The organism is Burkholderia sp. IT-111MI5 (assembly GCF_949752865.1).
In the GTDB taxonomy this organism is placed as follows: Bacteria; Pseudomonadota; Gammaproteobacteria; order Burkholderiales; family Burkholderiaceae; genus Burkholderia; species Burkholderia pyrrocinia_C.
Genome location: NZ_CATKIF010000072.1, coordinates 113070 through 129291, shown reverse-complemented (window position 1 = coordinate 129291; position 16222 = coordinate 113070). Strand labels below are relative to the sequence as shown.

Below are 16222 nucleotides of genomic sequence, written 5' to 3'. Positions count from 1 at the left end.
GGCATGTTCCGCTGACGCGCCGGATGCGAAGCGCGGCTGCCTTATTCAGAACGCGCGCGCAATCGCACGGGCTTCGTCGATCGCACGGCTGCGATCGACCTTTCCGTCCGGACCGAACAACGTGCGCTCGACCACGATGCCGGTGATGTCTTTCACGCCCACGAACTTCAGCCAGGTTTCCATGTACGGGCGCTGAAGGTCGAACTCGGCGGCCGGCGTAAACGAACCCGGCGACTCGTAGCTGAGCCCGCGCGCATAGACGACCGCCGCCTTTTTCCCGGCCAGCTTGCCGGCAAAACCCGAACCGTCGAACGTGAACAGCACGTCCTTCTGCGAGATCGCGTCGATCAGGTGCTTGAGTTTGTATGGAATACTGAAATTCCACAGCGGCACACCGAACAGGAACTTGTCCGCTTCATGGAACGGCGCCGCGAGCTGCTCGATCTGCTGCCACGCCGCGGCCTGTTCCGGCGTCAACGCGATTCCGCTCAATCCGGCGTATTTCGCGGCCAGCGCGGCTGCGTCGAACTCGGGCATCGCCAGATCCCAGATGTCGAGCTTCCGGATCTCGTGATCGGGATGTGCGTGCCGGTATGCATCGAGAAATGCCTGACACACTTCGATGGACGCCGAATAGGCCTTGTTGGGTGAACCTTCGATATAGAGCACGCGTGTCATGGAGCCTGTCCTCGCCAAGAGTGACGGCGACGCGCGGGATGCGCGGCCGCCCACTACGATTCGCAGATTATCGAATCGGCCTATAATTTTTAAACGCTATTAATTGATTGAATTAACCTGATCTGGTGATCAATGAGCCATCCCCTCGACACGGCGCTGCTTCATACGTTTGTGGCGGTCGCCGACATGCGGAGCTTTACCGGCGCCGGTCGCAGGCTGAATCTCAGCCAATCCGCGGTCAGCGCCCAGGTCGTTCGTCTTGAAGAACAGGTCGGCCGTGCGCTGCTCGTGCGCAATACGCGCAGCGTCACGCTCACCGCGCATGGCGCGACGCTGCTCGGATACGCTCGCGCGATGCTCAACCTGAGCGAGGAAGCCCGGTCCAGGCTGGGGCCCGACGGCGCAGTCGAGATCAAGCTGCGTATCGGCGCATCGGAGGATTTCGCGGGAGGCTGGCTACCCGACGCGATGCGCCGCTACAGCGCCGCGCGACGCGGCTTGCGGCTCGATCTGACGGTCGACATCGGCGACAGTTTGTTTCGACGGCACGCCAACGGCGAATTCGATCTCGTGATCGGCAGCCGGTGTTCGCACTCGGGCCAGGGCGCGACGTTGTGGCAGGAACCGCTCGTCTGGGCATTTGCGCGCCACGAGCCGCTGCCGGAAGGCGATGTCCCGCTCGCATGCTTTCCCGATCCGTGTCCGTACCGAGGTGCCGCCATCAAGGCGCTCGCGCTGGCCGGCATGCGCTACCGGATCGCATGCGAAAGCCCGAGCGTCACCGGCATCCTGACGTTCGCGCGCGCCGGCATCGCGATCGCACCGGTGCCACGCAGTGCGATCGACGACACGCTTCGCGAACTGGCCGGGCCCGAAGGGTTGCCGGAACTGCCGGACACGGAATTCGTGATGATGCATGACGTCCGGATGCCGGCCGCCGTCGAATTCGCCGCGACGATTTCAGATGAAGCGGCGGTTCGCACGGGGGCAGGCAAGCGCAACCGGCCGTAGCGAGCTTCCTTCGCGCCTGATGCACAGGCCGGCGCCGCGAAGAAGGTGCCCTATAACGCCGGGTGGCAACAGGAATCGCGCTCAAATCGCGTCGAAACGCAACCCCGCGTGGCGAACCAGACGCTCGACAAAGCGCTCGTCGAACATCGTCGCGGGCGTCCAGAAACCGCCGCCGCGCCCGGTCTTGATGCCGTCCCTGCCGCAATCCAGCGCAAGACTGATCGCGGCCTGGCCCAGCATCTTGCCGGTGGAGCCGTAACCCGGATCGCGGTCGCCGGTGACTTTTACGCGCAAGGTTCGCCCGTCGTCGGTGCGGCCGAAGAAACGCAAGTCGTAGCGGCCGGCCAGTTGAGCCGCGGCGCTCGGGCCCTCACCGGGTTTCGGCAGCAGGAAGCGCTCCATCAGGCTGCGCACCGGCTTGATGACGACGCCCACCATGAACGCGCCGAGGCCCGCCACCATCGTCAGCGCGGCCAGGCGGCCCTTGAGGCCCGTACCGGTCATCACGGCTTCGTCATAGGTGAACCGGCTGCCGTACGCATTGCCCGCGAGCGCATTGGAGCGATGCACGACACGCTCGTTGATCGCCGCCATCACGAAGGGCGCGATCCACGCGTCGCAGTCGCGATCGAATTCAGCCGATCGAACCGCATGCTGCCGCACCGTGAAGCCATGCCCTTTCGGGCACAGTGAATAAGGATCGAGCAGTTCTCTGCGCAACGCGGGATCGGCCGCAGCTTCCCGGACGACGTTGATCACGCTCGCCACGGTACCGCCCGACGCGCCGCCCTTCAGCGTTCGGACGCGCATCTTCACCTGCCCGGCCGGCACGCCCCACCGTTGCATTGCCTGTTGCTGCAGGAAGAACACGCCCATGTCCGACGGAACCGAATCGAACCCGCAGCAATGAACGATGCGCGCGCCCGATTGCCGGGCCGCGGGCTCGTATTTTTCGATCATCCGCTTGATCCACTGCGTCTCGCCGGTAAGGTCGCAGTAGTCGGTGCCGGTTTCCGCGCAGACCCTGACCAGCGGCTCCCCGTAAAGCGCGTAGGGTCCGACAGTCGATACGACCACCCGCGTTTGCGCACAGAGCACCCGCAATTGCGCTTCGTCGGCCGCGTCGGCGACGATGATCGGCACGGACCGTCCCGCCGCGCCGAGCGAATCCCTGACCTGCCTGAGCTTCGTTTCGGAACGGCCGGCAATGGCCCAGCGCAGCGTCTCGCCGGCGCCCGGCAGGTATTCGGACAGGTAGCGGGTCAGGATCTGCCCGACGAAACTGGTGGCGCCAAATACGACGAGATCGTGCGTCGGCTGGGTCATGGACGGTTCCTTCGGCGCGGGCGTGTCGCGAGCATCCGTGCCGTTAGCGTTGCTTTCCGGGTTCATCGAAGGCCTTCAAGGGCGTCGGCAGGTTCAGGATCTGAGGCCACCGTCGGCACAATCAAATCTCGTCGGCAAACTCATCAAGAAACCGGCGCAAGCGATCATGGCGGATGTTCGCCAACCGGGCACCGGTCGCAGTCTGAAAACCCGACGCCAGCTTCAGCAGTTTCGTGCGAAAGTGATCGATCGCGAATCGCGTGTCGTCGAGCTCGCGTGCCGAGGCGTGCGGATCGGCCGGGTCATACAGCGCGCTGCCCATCCGGCCGGCGACATAGAAGCACCGTGCGACACCCAGCATGCCGATCGCATCGAGCCGGTCGGCATCCTGCAGCGTTTTTGCTTCCAGCGTCATCGGCGTAACACCGGCCGAAAAACTATGCGCTTCGACCGCATGCGCGACCGCATCGATCTTCGCGTCCGGCCAATCCAGCGACTTCAGCACCAACCTGGCCTTTTCCGCCGACAGCCGCGACGCCTGCGGCCGAAGCGGGGAGTTTTTCTCTACCGCGACGCAATCGTGCAGCAGCGTTGCCGCAAACAGCACTTCGGCGTCTCCGCCCTCGTCGGCATGGATCGCCGCCGCGTTCTTCCACACGCGTTGCAGATGCGAAGTGTCATGGGAACCGTCGCCGTTGGCGTCGTTCCAGTGAGCCAGCAAGGTCTCGGCCAAATCCTGAAAGGGGGCAAACGCAGATGTCGTCACGGGTGCGGATGATGAAAGACTGAATGCCGATTATCGCCGCAAGCGCGACGCGGCACACGATCCGCGGTCGATGCGAGTGCATAAAGCAAACCGTTCCGTCCGACGGAACCCGATTGGCTTATAGTGCGGGGTGCCCATTCGACGAGGAGATTTGCAATGAAACTGCAGGCCAACGGTCCGTTTGAAGTGAAGCTGAATCCGGAATCGCTGAGTAGCGTCGCGGAAAACACCGGGCTCGGCCGCATGTCGCTCGACAAGCAATTTCACGGCGACCTCGAAGCCGTCAGCCACGGCGAGATGCTCGCGTTTCGAAGCAGTGTTCAGGGCTCCGCGGGCTACGTCGCGATGGAAACCGTGCAAGGCACGCTGGGTGGCCGCCAAGGCAGCTTTGTCCTGCAGCACAGCTCCACCATGACCCGTGGGCAGCCGAAGCAATCGATCACCGTCGTGCCCGATTCCGGAGCGGGAGAATTGCTGGGGCTCTCCGGCTCGATGATCATCAACATCGACAACGGCCGGCATTCGTACACCTTAGACTACGAGTTGCCCGAATCGCCGCAGTGAATCGACATCAAGAGTGCAGCTAGACGATGACGCGCTCCAGCCTCTCGCGCGCCGTACGGAAAGCAGCGGCCTCATTCATCAGCGCGTCACGAAAGCAATCGACATCGACAACCCGGCTGCGGTCGCGGACATCAGTACGTCACGCGACCACCTCGTCGCGCAACCGGAACTGCGCGACCGCCGCGCTCAGCCGCGAACCCTGTTCGTCGAGCGACAGCGCCGCGGCCGCCGCTTCCTCGACCAGCGCGGCGTTGCGCTGCATCGTCTGCTCCATCTGGATGACCGCGGCGTTCACCTGCTCGATGCCCGACGACTGTTCCTCGAATGCATTGCTCGTTTCGCTCATGATCGCGTTCACGCGTTCGACCGCGGCGACGAGTTCGGTCATCGCCGAGCCGGCCAGCGTGACGAGGCCGCTGCCGTCTTCGACCCGTCGCGCGGAATTGCCGATCAGATCCTTGATTTCCTTCGCCGCCGACGCGCAACGCTGCGCCAGCCCGCGAACTTCCGTCGCGACGACCGCGAAACCGCGCCCCTGCTCGCCCGCACGTGCGGCCTCGACGGCAGCGTTCAACGCGAGGATGTTCGTCTGGAACGCGATGCTCTCGATCACGCCGACGATGCCGGAGATCCGCGCGGAGCTGTGCGAAATCTCGGACATCGTCTCGACGACGCGCCGCATCGCGTCGCCGCCGCGCGACGCGATGCCGGCCGCGCCCTCGACGTAAGTGCGGGCATCGCGCGCGTTGTCCGCATTCTGGCGCACGGCCGCCGTCAGTTGCTCGACGCTCGCCGCCGCCTGCTGCAGCGACACGGCCTGTTGCTCGGTGCGCGCGGACAGGTCGACGTTGCCGCTTGCGATCGTGCGGACGTCGCCGACGATCGTCTCGGTGCTCGCGCGCACCTGGTTCACGGTGTCGACGAGGCCGTCCTGCATCCGCTTCAGTGCATTCAGCAGATAGGCCATTTCGTTTGCGCCGGGAATGACGACCGTTCCGGTCAGGTCGCCTTTCGAGATCTTTTCGAATTGATCGACCGCGAGATTGATCGGCTCGATGATCGCCTTCGCGAGCACGCGCTGCGCAAAGAAGCCGACGACGAGCGCAAGCACCGCGACCGCCGCCATCCCCCACACGATCCGGTGGAAATTGACGCCGGCCGCATCGTAGCGGGCTTTTTCGCGTGCGATCTGGAACGATTCGAGCGCGTCGATCGCATCCTGGTACGCAGCGAACAGCGCCGGCGGCGCCGTGCGCTGCGTATCGAGGAAGTTGAACGCGTCGTCGCCGTCGAGCTGCGACAGCGCCTTCAGGAACACGCGCTCGAGCAGCGCGCGGCGGCGGTTCTGCAGCGTGTCGAACAGCGCCTGCTCGTTGGCGTCGCGCACGTGCAGGCGCGTGTAGGCGTCCAGTTCGTCGTTGCTCTGCTTGAGGAGCGTATGCAGTTGCGCGATTTCCGCCTTGGCCGGCTGGCCCGCGCTGATGATCTGCGCGACGTCGCTCATGCGTTCGCGCAGCACGAGCATCCGCTCGGAGCTGGTCTTCAGGTGCAGCAGCGACGCGGTATCGTCGCGGTACATCGCCTCGAGCGAGCCATTGCTCACGTAGAGGCCGGCGATGCATGCGCCGACCACCAGCACGAGCAGCACGGTATAGCCGGCGATGGTCGCGACGAGTCCGCCACGGATGGTGAATTGTTTTCGCATGACGTTCCCTTGCGCCGACCACGCGCGGCCAGCGGCGGATGTGGATTCCGGATCACGAAAGACGAGCGCTGCATCGCAACACGCGGCGCGTGGGCTACGAACGGGTTAACGGCGGGGTCTGCGGGAAGGTTTTATCTGCACGCGACGCGAATCTTGACGATTGCGACAAATGAGGCGCGGAAGCTGCGTGCAGCCGGTGCGTTCGCTGTCGAGCGAAGCGGTGCTGGCCGGGCACCGTAAGCGGAATTCGGGCAACTGCGGACGGAAAGCGGAACCCTCGGAGCGCGCGCTGCACCGCTACCATCGGCTATCCGTCGTTGGCCAGCCTTGAACGAATCCCGTCAACCGGGAAGTCGCGCTGGTGCGTGGCAATCTGCCATGTGTTTCCCCACGGATCCTTCACCATCGCGCGCCTGTCGCCGTACGGCATGTCGGCTGGAACTTCGAGCGAGATCGCATTCGCTGCCATCGCTCGCCGATAGGTCGAATCGGCATCCTCGACATAGACGTACAGAAACGCCGGCATCGGATCGCGCAGGCCGTCTCCGCCGCTGATCATCACGACGGAATCGCCGATCCGGATTTCGGCAGGCAGCCCGACGCGGAATTCGCCCTGTGCGCGAAACACCGTCCGGATGAATTCGATCAGGTTCTCCGGATCCCGGACGACGATTCGAGGCGTGATGGTATGCCATCCATCGGGCTGAAATTTGGTCATGTCGCGCTGCCTCCGACGAGATTTCCCGGGGTATTGTCCTCCGGGCGCCGAAGGTCTGCAAAGGGAGAGGCAACGGCCGATTGCGTTCGTCGGCAACCGGCATGGTTCAGTCGCCTGTCGGTTCCACGATCTTGCGAAATAAGCATTCCTATTCGTACCGCCTCGACTTCTCCTGATTCTCGTTACCGCGACAGATTCGATCACGGATGGCCCGGCGAGCCTCCAGCGTCGTTTCGGGCAGTTGGTGGCGATGCGGGTGCGCGGCACGCGGCGCCCGGCACCGCTACGTTTTTCAGTAGCAATCGACACCGATCTCGTTGACCATCGATGTGCGCGGTTCAATCGGCGCGCTAACCGCTAGAATTGCGGTTTTAGCCCGGAATACGCCCATGTCTTTTGCCTCGCTTGGCCTGATCGATCCCTTGCTGCGTAATGTGCAGGACCTCAATTACCAGACACCTACGCCGGTGCAGGCCAAGGCGATTCCTGCTGTGCTCGGTGGCAAGGACGTCATGGCCGCGGCACAGACCGGCACCGGCAAGACGGCGGGGTTTGCGCTTCCGCTGTTGCAACGGCTGGTGCAACACGGCCCGGCGGTGTCCAGCAACCGCGCACGTGTTCTGGTGCTGGTGCCCACGCGCGAACTGGCCGAACAAGTGCTGCAAAGCTTTGTCGATTACGGCAAAGGCCTCGACCTGCGATTTCTGGCCGCCTACGGCGGTGTGAGTATCAACCCGCAGATGATGAAGTTGCGCAAAGGCGTGGATGTGCTCGTTGCCACGCCGGGCCGTTTGCTGGATCTCAATCGCCAGAACGCCGTGCAGTTCGATCAGGTACAGACGCTGGTGCTGGATGAAGCCGACCGCATGCTGGATCTGGGCTTCGCGCGCGAACTCGACGCCGTCTTTGCCGCGTTGCCCGCCAAGCGCCAGACGCTGCTGTTCTCAGCCACGTTTTCGGACGAAATCCGCACGATGGCGGCGGGCATTCTGCGCAGCCCGGTCAATATCAGCGTCAGCCCGCCCAATGCCACGGCCAGCAAGATCAAGCAATGGGTGGTGCCGGTGGATAAAAGGAACAAGCCCGACCTCTTCATGCACCTCGTGGCCGAGAACAACTGGGAGCACGCGCTGGTGTTCGTCAAGACCCGCAAAGGCGTGGATTACCTGGCGGCCATGCTGGATGAAGCGGGTTATGCGATCGACACCATCCATGGCGACAAACCGCAACCCGCGCGCCTGCGTGCACTGGAGCGCTTCAAGACGGGCGAAGTCAATATGCTGGTCGCCACCGATGTGGCTGCGCGCGGGCTGGATATCGACGACCTGCCGCTGGTGATCAACGTTGATCTGCCGATCGTGGCGCAAGACTATGTGCACCGTATCGGCCGTACCGGCCGCGCGGGCGCCAGCGGCGTGGCGGTGTCCCTGGTGTGTGCCGATGAAGCGCCGCAACTGGCCGCGATCGAAGCGCTGATCCGGCAAACGCTGCCCCGTGAAGAAGAGCCGGGTTTCGAAGCCGAACACCGCGTGCCGGAAACCAGCGCAACGGGGCAGATCATCAAGAAACCCAAAAAGCCCAAGAAGCCCAAAGTGCCGCAAGCTGCGTCGGGCGCCATGCAGGCGCCCGGCAAAAAACCGCGCCCGCAAGGTGGCGAAAACAAGCGCAAGCCGGCGGCGCAGCGTGCTGTAGCCGCGGGGAAAGGTACAGGTTCGTCCAGCGGCAACCCATTCAGCGCGCAGAAGCCACGCAGCAAACCCGACGGCAAACCGGCTGCGGGTTCACGCAAGCCGGCTGGCAAACCCGCTGGCGGCCGCGGCAAGCGTCAACCCTGATTCGTTGGGATGAGTCACGCCAGCCTCGCAACAGGCCGGCGGTCTGCGGCCCCCGCTGGCAGGCCGCGGCGCGGCTTCGGCGCGCATCGGGTCGACGGATAACGGCACACTGTATCCAGGATTCGCAACAACTTCGCGGCCGAACGGACGTTGAAATCGTGCGCAGCGAGCGCCCGATCGAGGCCGTCTCCGGCGAATGTGGCCGCTTCTCACACGGAAGCCGTCATTTGATCGGCATCGCGAACTACCGCTTAGGGTCGTTCGGAATCACCGACCGGCTTAGGCTCTTCCTAACCTGCGCGCCATGCCAGGCATGGCGCGCAGCCACGCAGGGCCACATCGCTTCATCCGCAAAACGGACCGCCCGGCAACACAGTTACAAGATAATTATTGACGCTGGCACTACCCGGCGGTTAGTGTGTGCATCGAAGTTCAAGAAGTTCGATTGCTGTTCATCAATTGCTCGCTCCTCAGCGGTATTCGTTGTCCTCTCCCTCCTTGATGCTTCATGCGCTCTTCAACAGAGCAAATCTCCGTATTTTTTTCTCAAGGATTCTTCATGGATACCGGTATCGTCAAGTGGTTCAACGACAGCAAAGGCTTTGGCTTCATCACTCCGGACAAGGGCGGCGACGACCTGTTCGCACACTTCTCCGAAATTCGGACCGACGGCTTCAAGACGCTGGCTGAAAATCAGAAGGTGAGCTTCGAAACGAAGCAAGGCCCGAAGGGTCTGCAAGCGGCCAACATCCAGCCGCTGTAAAGTTTGAAGAACCCGGCCTCCCGAAACGGACGCCGGGTTGCAGCGACACCCTCGCGGAGCCTTTGTCTCCCAAAGTTGGCGCGATCGCTCTTAGCTGCATCTGTTTATTCAGCAGCTTGCCAAGCGCCACACGCCTCGTTGCACTTCATTCTCCCCTCTGGCTGCAAGGCCCTTTTTTCGCTTTCCGACTGCTTCAGATTCAGCTCGCAATGGCTTTGAATCGGCGCACCCGTGCATATTTCGCACGGCACGCGCGCATTCGCACATCATTATTAAAATTAAAATGCAGAACAAACGAATTCAACAATACAACGGCTATGCCGTCCAACCCTCGGCGCATCGTTTGCCCGACGGTAGTTTTTCATCCAACCTGCTGCTCGAACGCACCGATAGCTCGCGCGCCGAAGGCCGCTACCAGTTCTATTCGCTCGATTACTTCACGAGCGAAGCGCAGGCGCTGCAGCACTCGACACGCTGGGCACGCAACTGGGTCGACACGCGCGGTTGAAGGCAGCGCCCCAGTGCCGGACGCCCAACGCATCTGACGCACCGGGGCGCGCTCGACAAAGCGCGCCCAAACATCACTCGAGCCGATCGGAAGTCGACCTAAAGAACGCGCTCCAGCGCGTCGGCGAACCTTGCAACCGCACCTTCGACGTCATGCAGTTTTTCCAGGCCGAACAATCCGATGCGGAAGGTCTTGAAATCTTCAGGCTCGTCGCATTGCAGCGGAACGCCGGCCGCGATCTGCAAGCCGACATCGGCAAATTTCTTGCCGGATCGAATGCCGTCGTCGTCCGTGTAGCAGACCACGACACCCGGCGCCTGAAAACCTTCAGCCGCCACGCTCCTGAAACCCTTGTCGGCCAGCAGCGCACGAATGCGCTTGCCGAGCTCGAGCTGTTCCGCTCTCACCTTGTCGAAACCGTATGCGTCGGTTTCCTTGATCACGTCGCGCAGCGTCGCGAGACTGTCCGTGGGCATCGTCGCGTGGTACGCGAACCCGCCGTTCTCGTACGCTTCCATGATCTGCAGCCATTTGCGCAGATCGCACGCGAAGCTGGTGCTGGTGGTCGCATCGATTCTTTCGCGGGCGAGCGGGCTGAGCATGACCAGTGCGCAGCAGGGTGGCGCACTCCAGCCCTTTTGCGGCGCGCTGATCAGGACATCGACGCCGCTGGCCTGCATGTCGACCCAGACCGTACCGGACGCGATGCAATCCAGGACGAACATGCCGCCGACGGCATGCACGGCGTCGGATACCGCGCGCAAATACGTATCGGGCAACATCATCCCGGATGCGGTTTCGACATGCGGCGCAAAGACCAGATCCGGCTTGTGCTCCCTGATCGCGGCGACCACTTCGTCGATCGGGGCCGGTGCATAGGCAGCCTGCCTTCCCTGTTCGACCGGGCGCGCCTTCAGCACCGTCGTTTCGGACGGAATGCTGCCCATGTCGAAGATCTGCGACCAGCGGAAACTGAACCAGCCGTTGCGGATGACCACACACTTCTTGTTCGTCGCGAACTGCCGGGCGACGGCTTCCATGCCGAACGTGCCGCTGCCCGGGACGACGACGACCGACTTCGCGTTGTAGACCTTTTTCAGCGAAGCGGAAATGTCGTGCATGACGCCCTGGAAGAGCTGCGACATATGATTGATCGATCGGTCGGTATAGACCACGGAATATTCGAGGAGCCCGTCGCGGTCGACATCGGGAAGTAAGCCTGGCATGGTCGTCTCCGATACAAGATGAACAATGGCGTCGGGGCGAGCCGTATCCGTGACGGGGTACCGCTGCACCGATGCAAATTCGTTTTTTTCTCGATGAAAGCCGATTCTAACGAAGGCCGCCTGCAACTTGGCGCATATTTTGTCTGGTCTCTCGCGCACGCTTGAAGTTGCGCGGCGGCGGCCGGAGCGAAGCGCCGGCGGCCTGCGAAACGGCGCGCCCCCATGCGCGCGCAGCGACGGTATTGAACGGGAGATCGAGAACCACCGAGACGCCGGCCTGCAACACGGCGCGGACGTGATCGGCGATCACATTCTTGATGCGCGTTGCACATCGAACATAGTCGTCGATCGACAGAATCTCGCCCGGATAAAGGCGAGCAAGCGGGTTTGAGGCCAAGGCCGCGCGACAACGCGACCACACCATTCTTCCAACGCGTCCGCGTCACGCCGCCCCACCACTCTCCTTCGGAAACACCCCCTTGCTCATCGCATCCAGTTGCCGGACGATCTCCGAACGCAACTCGGCCGATACCTCGACGCTGTCGAGCAATTCCGAAATCCACAGCCCGTCGGCCGCAAGCCGGCAGATCATCAGCGTCGCCGCCCGCTCCAGCGGCACGGGATCGGGCCGCGTCCATTCCCGCATCGGCACCGACCATCGCGCGCGCGTCTCCTGCTCGGTAATCATCGACGCGACCAGCACGCGCAGCACGTCGGTACTCGCCGCCGGATTGGCCGCGTCGAGCACCGCGTGCAGATAAGCCCGCGCCGCCGCGCCGTCGCCGCCGGGATCCGCCGCCGTCCGCGCGGCCATTTGCGCGGCGAACCGCTCGGTCGCCTGCCCGAACAGCGCATCCAGCAGCCCCTGCTTGTTCGCGAAGTGATATTGCAGCGCGCCTTTCGTCACGCCGGCACGCTCGGCCACCGCATCGAGCGTCAATGCAGCCACGCCGTGATGCGTCGCAATCTCGGATGCGGCCGCCAGCAATTGCGCGCGCACCTGATCCGGCGCTTTTTTCCGCCGCACGCCGGCAGCGGCGGCAGCCACCGGAGTAGATGATCCTTCGAATGCCCGTGCAGCGGCCGTTCCAGCCGGTTCGACAGGCGCGGACACATCGTGTGGCGCGGGTTCAAGGCGTTTTTTCATGGTGCGGATGTTAGCACCCGAGGGTCTCGATATAAACATTCCGGCTGGATGGTATGATCCGCCGCATGAACAAACCCGCCCCATCCCCCTGGTCCGCGCTCGACACCGCCATCGCCCGTGGACGCGACGCGCTCGTGCGTCTTCAGCAGCCCGACGGCAGCTGGTGCTTCGAACTCGAATCCGACGCGACGATCACCGCGGAATACATCCTGATGATGCATTTCATGGACAGGATCGACGACGTCCGCCAGCAGAAGATGGCGCGCTACCTGCGCGCGAACCAGCGGCTCGACACGCATGGCGGATGGGATCTGTACGTCGACGGTGCACCGGACGTGTCGTGCAGCGTGAAGGCATATTTCGCGCTGAAGGCGGCCGGCGACAGCGAACACGCGCCGCACATGGTCCGCGCGCGCGACGCGATCCTGAAGCTCGGCGGCGCGGCGCGCTCGAACGTGTTCACGCGCATCCTGCTCGCGACGTTCGGCCAGGTGCCGTGGCGCGCGGCGCCGTTCATGCCGATCGAATTCGTGCTGTTCCCGAAGTGGGTACCGATCTCGATGTACAAGGTCGCGTACTGGGCGCGTACGACGATGGTGCCGCTGCTCGTGCTGTGCTCGCTGAAGGCGCGCGCCCGCAATCCGCGCAACGTTTCGATCCGCGAGCTGTTCGTCACGCCGCCGGACCAGGAGCGTCACTACTTCCCGCCCGCGCGCGGCATGCGCAAGCTGTTCCTCGCGCTCGACCGCACGGTCCGCCATCTCGAGCCGCTGATGCCGAAGCGCCTGCGCCGGCGCGCGATCCGCCACGCGGAAGCGTGGTGCGCGGAACGCATGAACGGCGAGGACGGGCTCGGCGGCATCTTCCCGCCGATCGTGTACAGCTACCAGATGATGGAAGTACTCGGCTACCCGGACGATCATCCGCTGCGGCGCGATTGCGAAAACGCGCTGGAAAAGCTGCTGGTCACGCGGCCCGACGGCAGCGTGTATTGCCAGCCGTGCCTGTCGCCGGTGTGGGACACCGCATGGAGCACGATGGCGCTCGAGCAGGCGCGCGGCGTGGCAGTGCCGGAAGGCGGCGAGCCGGCCGGCGCGCTGCGCGAACTCGACGAACGTATCGCGCGCGCGTACGACTGGCTGGCCGGGTGCCAGGTAAACGACCTGCACGGCGACTGGATCGAGAACGCGCCGGCCGATACGGAGCCGGGCGGATGGGCCTTCCAGTACGCGAACCCGTACTACCCCGACATCGACGACAGCGCGCTCGTCACCGCGATGCTCGATCGCCGCGGCCGCACGCATCGCAACGCGGACGGCACGAACCCGTATGCGCCGCGCGTCGTGCGCGCGCTCGACTGGATGCGGGGGCTGCAATCGCGCAACGGCGGCTTCGCGGCCTTCGACGCCGACTGCGACCGCATGTACCTGAACGCGATCCCGTTCGCCGATCACGGCGCGCTGCTCGATCCGCCGACCGAAGACGTGTCGGGCCGCGTGCTGCTGTGCTTCGGCGTGACGAAACGCGCGGACGACCGTGCGGCGCTCGCGCGCTGCATCGACTACGTGAAGCGCACGCAGCAGCCCGACGGCAGCTGGTGGGGCCGCTGGGGCACGAACTACCTGTACGGCACGTGAAGCGTGCTGGCCGGCCTCGCGCTCGCCGGCGAGGACAAGTCGCAGCCGTACATCGCCCGCGCGCTCGACTGGCTGCGCGCACGGCAGCACGCGGACGGCGGCTGGGGCGAGACGAACGACAGCTACATCGACCCGAAGCTCGCCGGCACCAATTCCGGCGAGAGCACGTCGAACTGCACCGCGTGGGCGCTGCTCGCGCAGATGGCGTTCGGCGACTGCGAATCCGATTCGGTGAAGCGCGGCATCGCGTATCTGCTGTCGGTGCAGCAGGACGACGGTTTCTGGTGGCACCGCTCGCACAATGCGCCGGGCTTTCCGCGCATCTTCTATCTGAAGTATCACGGCTATACCGCGTACTTCCCGCTGTGGGCGCTTGCGCGTTATCGGCGGCTTGCGGGCGCTGCGTCATCGCCGGGCTCGACCGTGCGCGGTACGATGGCAGTGGAAACAACCGACACGGCAGTCGCCTGAGCGACGCCGCGCCGGCGCGCTCCACTCCACCCAACTCGACGAAGCATGCCGATCATGATCGACGTTTCATCCATTACCGACGCACTCACCCCGAGCGGCGAGCCGACGCAGTACCGCGTGTCGCCCGAGAAGCTGATTTCGGGCGATCCGCTGCAAACGCTCACGCCCGGCTTCGCGAGCCCGTGCGGCCGTTTCTCGACCGGCATCTGGGAAAGCACGCCGGGTTGCTGGCATGTCGCCTACACCGAAGCGGAATACTGCGAGATCCTGGCAGGCACGTCCGTGATCACCGACCTGGAGGGCAACAGGAAGACCCTGCGTGCCGGCCATCGTTTCGTGATTCCGCCGGGTTTTCGCGGCACGTGGGAAGTCGTCGAACGCACGCGCAAGATCTTCATCGCGTACGACGAGCAACCGCCCGAGTAAGCGGCGGCGCTTCGTCCGTCGCTGGAAGCGTTACCGGCCGTCGCCGAGCGACCCGAGAATCCGGTATGCCGTCTTCACGCGATCCTCGATCGGGAAGCTGCGGTTCGCGAGCATCACGATCGCGATCCGCTTCGCGGGGACGAACGCGACATACGTGCTGAAGCCGTTGGTCGAGCCCGTCTTGTTGATCCATGTGTCCGGGTTCGGCGCGAGCGGCGGCTTGATCGCGCTGGCCGGCGTCGCATCGAACAGCATCTTCGGCGCGTTGCCTTCGAGCAGCGTCGGCAGCGCGACCGGATACGGATACTGCTCCCAGATCAGATCCTGCGTCAGCGGCCCCGCGCGGAAATAGCCGGTGTGCGTGCGCTCGATCGCGCGCTGCAGCCGCGGCGCCGTTTCGACCAGCCCCATGTTCGCCTGCACGAAACGCAGCAGGTCGGCCGCCGTGGTCCGGACGCCGTACGCCGGCTGCCACAGCATGCCGCCCGTCATCCGGATCGGCTTGCCGTCCTGCGTGTAGCCCTGCGCATAGTCGGCCGTGCGCGCATCGGGCACGTTGATATACGTGTGCGTCATCCCGAGCGCGGGAAAGAGCCGCTGCTCCATCAGCACCGAGAAATCGCGGTTCATCGCCTTCGCGGTGAGCCACCCGAGCATCCCGATCGCGACGTTCGAATACGTGCGGCGCGTGCCCCGCGCATACGCAGGCCGCCACGCGTCGAGATAGCGGATCAAGCCGGCATCGTCGCGGATGCTGTCGGGCACCTGCAGCGGCATGCCGCCGGGCGTGTGCGTACCGAGCTCGAGCAACGTCACGCCGCCGAACGGCTTGCCCTGCATCGCGGGCAGGTACTTGGCCGCCGGGTCCGACAGCGACAGCTCGCCGCCCTCCTGCGCGTCGGACGCGAGCGTCGCAGTCAGCGTCTTGCTGACGGAGCCGATCTCGAACAGCGTGTCGCCGGTGACGGGCTTGCCGGTTTGCGTCGACATCACGCCGTAGTCGAACACGTAGGGCTTGCCGTCGGCGACGATGCCGATCGCCATGCCGGGAATGGCGTACTGCTTCATCAGCGGCGCGACGTGGCGGGTAACGGTTGCGTGGATGTCGTTCTGCGTGAATGCGGCCGCGCGGCCGGCCACGGCGGTGGCGCACGCGGCGACCAACAGGGTCGCGGCGAAGCGTGTCGCGTTGAATCGCATGGTTGCGGTTCCTTCGATATCGGATGGTTGCATGGACAACAGATTCGGCCGCGCCGCGCGGAAATCACGGCGGCCGGCCTGTCGAAGCAGGACTATCCATTACCGGCCGGCCGCGAACAATCGACGATATGTTGCGCGAGCCTAAAGAAAAACTTATGAGATACGTGGAGCGTCGGATTGCAACACGGCAATCGCGAGCCGTTCGCCGGCTTGCCGTAAAAACCTGTCGGTTTTAACAGCA

Annotated in this window: 15 protein-coding genes and 1 pseudogene; 7 read left to right on the top strand and 9 right to left on the bottom strand. The window is 64.2% G+C overall.

What is annotated here, in order from left to right; genetic code table 11:
- Positions 1-45 precede the first annotated feature (45 nt).
- Complete coding sequence (locus ACM6JT_RS33635; RefSeq protein ID WP_407972973.1) at positions 46-678, bottom strand: FMN-dependent NADH-azoreductase; 633 nt, start codon at positions 676-678, stop codon at positions 46-48.
- 132 nt (positions 679-810) lie between these two features.
- On the opposite strand from ACM6JT_RS33635, the gene ACM6JT_RS33630 reads away from it, so the two are divergent.
- Entirely contained in the window at positions 811-1689 is an 879-nt protein-coding gene (locus ACM6JT_RS33630) for a LysR substrate-binding domain-containing protein (protein ID WP_407972974.1), read from the top strand.
- 81 nt (positions 1690-1770) lie between these two features.
- Here the strand turns inward: ACM6JT_RS33630 and ACM6JT_RS33625 are convergent, their stop codons facing one another.
- Together ACM6JT_RS33625 and ACM6JT_RS33620 are read right to left on the bottom strand one after the other, a co-directional pair.
- Positions 1771-3015 (bottom strand): saccharopine dehydrogenase family protein, encoded by a 1245-nt coding sequence (locus ACM6JT_RS33625; protein ID WP_407972975.1) that lies wholly within the window; start codon positions 3013-3015, stop codon positions 1771-1773.
- 121 nt (positions 3016-3136) lie between these two features.
- Positions 3137-3781 carry an HD domain-containing protein gene (locus ACM6JT_RS33620; RefSeq protein ID WP_175749234.1) on the bottom strand — a complete coding sequence of 215 codons (645 nt, stop codon included), beginning with the start codon at positions 3779-3781 and terminating at the stop codon, positions 3137-3139.
- Positions 3782-3937: 156 nt separating this feature from the next.
- On the opposite strand from ACM6JT_RS33620, the gene ACM6JT_RS33615 reads away from it, so the two are divergent.
- A complete protein-coding gene (locus ACM6JT_RS33615; RefSeq protein ID WP_034182476.1) occupies positions 3938-4345 on the top strand; it encodes a DUF3224 domain-containing protein in 408 nt (135 codons plus the stop codon).
- Between the two features lie 139 nt (positions 4346-4484).
- On the opposite strand, the gene ACM6JT_RS33610 is transcribed toward ACM6JT_RS33615, so the two are convergent.
- Positions 4485-6050 (bottom strand): methyl-accepting chemotaxis protein, encoded by a 1566-nt coding sequence (locus ACM6JT_RS33610; RefSeq protein WP_414858067.1) that lies wholly within the window; start codon positions 6048-6050, stop codon positions 4485-4487.
- Between the two features lie 307 nt (positions 6051-6357).
- The gene (locus ACM6JT_RS33605; RefSeq protein WP_235212528.1) at positions 6358-7077 is read right to left on the bottom strand and encodes a VOC family protein; all 720 of its coding nucleotides are present in this window, start codon (positions 7075-7077) and stop codon (positions 6358-6360) included.
- A gap of 80 nt (positions 7078-7157) precedes the next feature.
- Between ACM6JT_RS33605 and ACM6JT_RS33600 the strand changes: the two genes are divergently transcribed.
- The 3 genes from ACM6JT_RS33600 (at position 7158) to ACM6JT_RS33590 (ending at position 9874) form a co-directional block, all read left to right on the top strand.
- Entirely contained in the window at positions 7158-8603 is a 1446-nt protein-coding gene (locus ACM6JT_RS33600) for a DEAD/DEAH box helicase (protein ID WP_414858066.1), read from the top strand.
- Between the two features lie 559 nt (positions 8604-9162).
- Positions 9163-9366, top strand: a complete 204-nt coding sequence (locus ACM6JT_RS33595) for a cold-shock protein (protein WP_027780910.1) — start codon at positions 9163-9165, stop codon at positions 9364-9366.
- A 283-nt stretch (positions 9367-9649) separates the two neighbouring features.
- The gene (locus ACM6JT_RS33590; RefSeq protein WP_034182480.1) at positions 9650-9874 is read left to right on the top strand and encodes a hypothetical protein; all 225 of its coding nucleotides are present in this window, start codon (positions 9650-9652) and stop codon (positions 9872-9874) included.
- Between the two features lie 98 nt (positions 9875-9972).
- On the opposite strand, the gene ACM6JT_RS33585 is transcribed toward ACM6JT_RS33590, so the two are convergent.
- From ACM6JT_RS33585 to ACM6JT_RS33575, 3 genes are all read right to left on the bottom strand, one after another.
- Positions 9973-11100, bottom strand: coding sequence for an aminotransferase class V-fold PLP-dependent enzyme (locus ACM6JT_RS33585; RefSeq protein WP_131949429.1), 1128 nt, complete (start codon positions 11098-11100; stop codon positions 9973-9975).
- A gap of 106 nt (positions 11101-11206) precedes the next feature.
- Positions 11207-11497 carry an AAA family ATPase gene (locus tag ACM6JT_RS33580; protein ID WP_175749238.1) on the bottom strand — a complete coding sequence of 97 codons (291 nt, stop codon included), beginning with the start codon at positions 11495-11497 and terminating at the stop codon, positions 11207-11209.
- Positions 11498-11542: 45 nt separating this feature from the next.
- Positions 11543-12247 carry a TetR/AcrR family transcriptional regulator gene (locus tag ACM6JT_RS33575; protein WP_175749317.1) on the bottom strand — a complete coding sequence of 235 codons (705 nt, stop codon included), beginning with the start codon at positions 12245-12247 and terminating at the stop codon, positions 11543-11545.
- Positions 12248-12300: 53 nt separating this feature from the next.
- Between ACM6JT_RS33575 and shc the strand changes: the two are divergent.
- Together shc and ACM6JT_RS33565 are read left to right on the top strand one after the other, a co-directional pair.
- Positions 12301-14355 (top strand): annotated as a pseudogene (shc, locus tag ACM6JT_RS33570) (squalene--hopene cyclase).
- Between the two features lie 54 nt (positions 14356-14409).
- Positions 14410-14781, top strand: coding sequence for a cupin domain-containing protein (locus ACM6JT_RS33565; protein ID WP_414858065.1), 372 nt, complete (start codon positions 14410-14412; stop codon positions 14779-14781).
- Between the two features lie 30 nt (positions 14782-14811).
- Here ACM6JT_RS33565 and ampC read toward each other — a convergent pair whose 3' ends face one another.
- Positions 14812-15981: a class C beta-lactamase gene (gene ampC, locus ACM6JT_RS33560; RefSeq protein WP_414858064.1), complete on the bottom strand. Its 1170-nt coding sequence runs from the start codon at positions 15979-15981 to the stop codon at positions 14812-14814.
- Positions 15982-16222: the final 241 nt, after the last annotated feature.

Excerpts from the sequence above, each read along its gene's own strand:
- ACM6JT_RS33615 (WP_034182476.1), top strand. The coding sequence starts at position 3,938 with ATGAAACTGCAGGCCAACGGTCCGTTTGAAGTGAAGCTGAATCCGGAA.
- ACM6JT_RS33625 (WP_407972975.1), bottom strand. The coding sequence starts at position 3,015 with ATGACCCAGCCGACGCACGATCTCGTCGTATTTGGCGCCACCAGTTTC.
- ACM6JT_RS33600 (WP_414858066.1), top strand. The coding sequence starts at position 7,158 with ATGTCTTTTGCCTCGCTTGGCCTGATCGATCCCTTGCTGCGTAATGTG.
- ACM6JT_RS33575 (WP_175749317.1), bottom strand. The coding sequence starts at position 12,247 with ATGAAAAAACGCCTTGAACCCGCGCCACACGATGTGTCCGCGCCTGTC.
- ACM6JT_RS33585 (WP_131949429.1), bottom strand. The coding sequence starts at position 11,100 with ATGCCAGGCTTACTTCCCGATGTCGACCGCGACGGGCTCCTCGAATAT.
- ACM6JT_RS33565 (WP_414858065.1), top strand. The coding sequence starts at position 14,410 with ATGATCGACGTTTCATCCATTACCGACGCACTCACCCCGAGCGGCGAG.
- ACM6JT_RS33610 (WP_414858067.1), bottom strand. The coding sequence starts at position 6,050 with ATGCGAAAACAATTCACCATCCGTGGCGGACTCGTCGCGACCATCGCC.
- ACM6JT_RS33630 (WP_407972974.1), top strand. The coding sequence starts at position 811 with ATGAGCCATCCCCTCGACACGGCGCTGCTTCATACGTTTGTGGCGGTC.
- ampC (WP_414858064.1), bottom strand. The coding sequence starts at position 15,981 with ATGCGATTCAACGCGACACGCTTCGCCGCGACCCTGTTGGTCGCCGCG.
- ACM6JT_RS33635 (WP_407972973.1), bottom strand. The coding sequence starts at position 678 with ATGACACGCGTGCTCTATATCGAAGGTTCACCCAACAAGGCCTATTCG.
- ACM6JT_RS33590 (WP_034182480.1), top strand. The coding sequence starts at position 9,650 with ATGCAGAACAAACGAATTCAACAATACAACGGCTATGCCGTCCAACCC.
- ACM6JT_RS33595 (WP_027780910.1), top strand. The coding sequence starts at position 9,163 with ATGGATACCGGTATCGTCAAGTGGTTCAACGACAGCAAAGGCTTTGGC.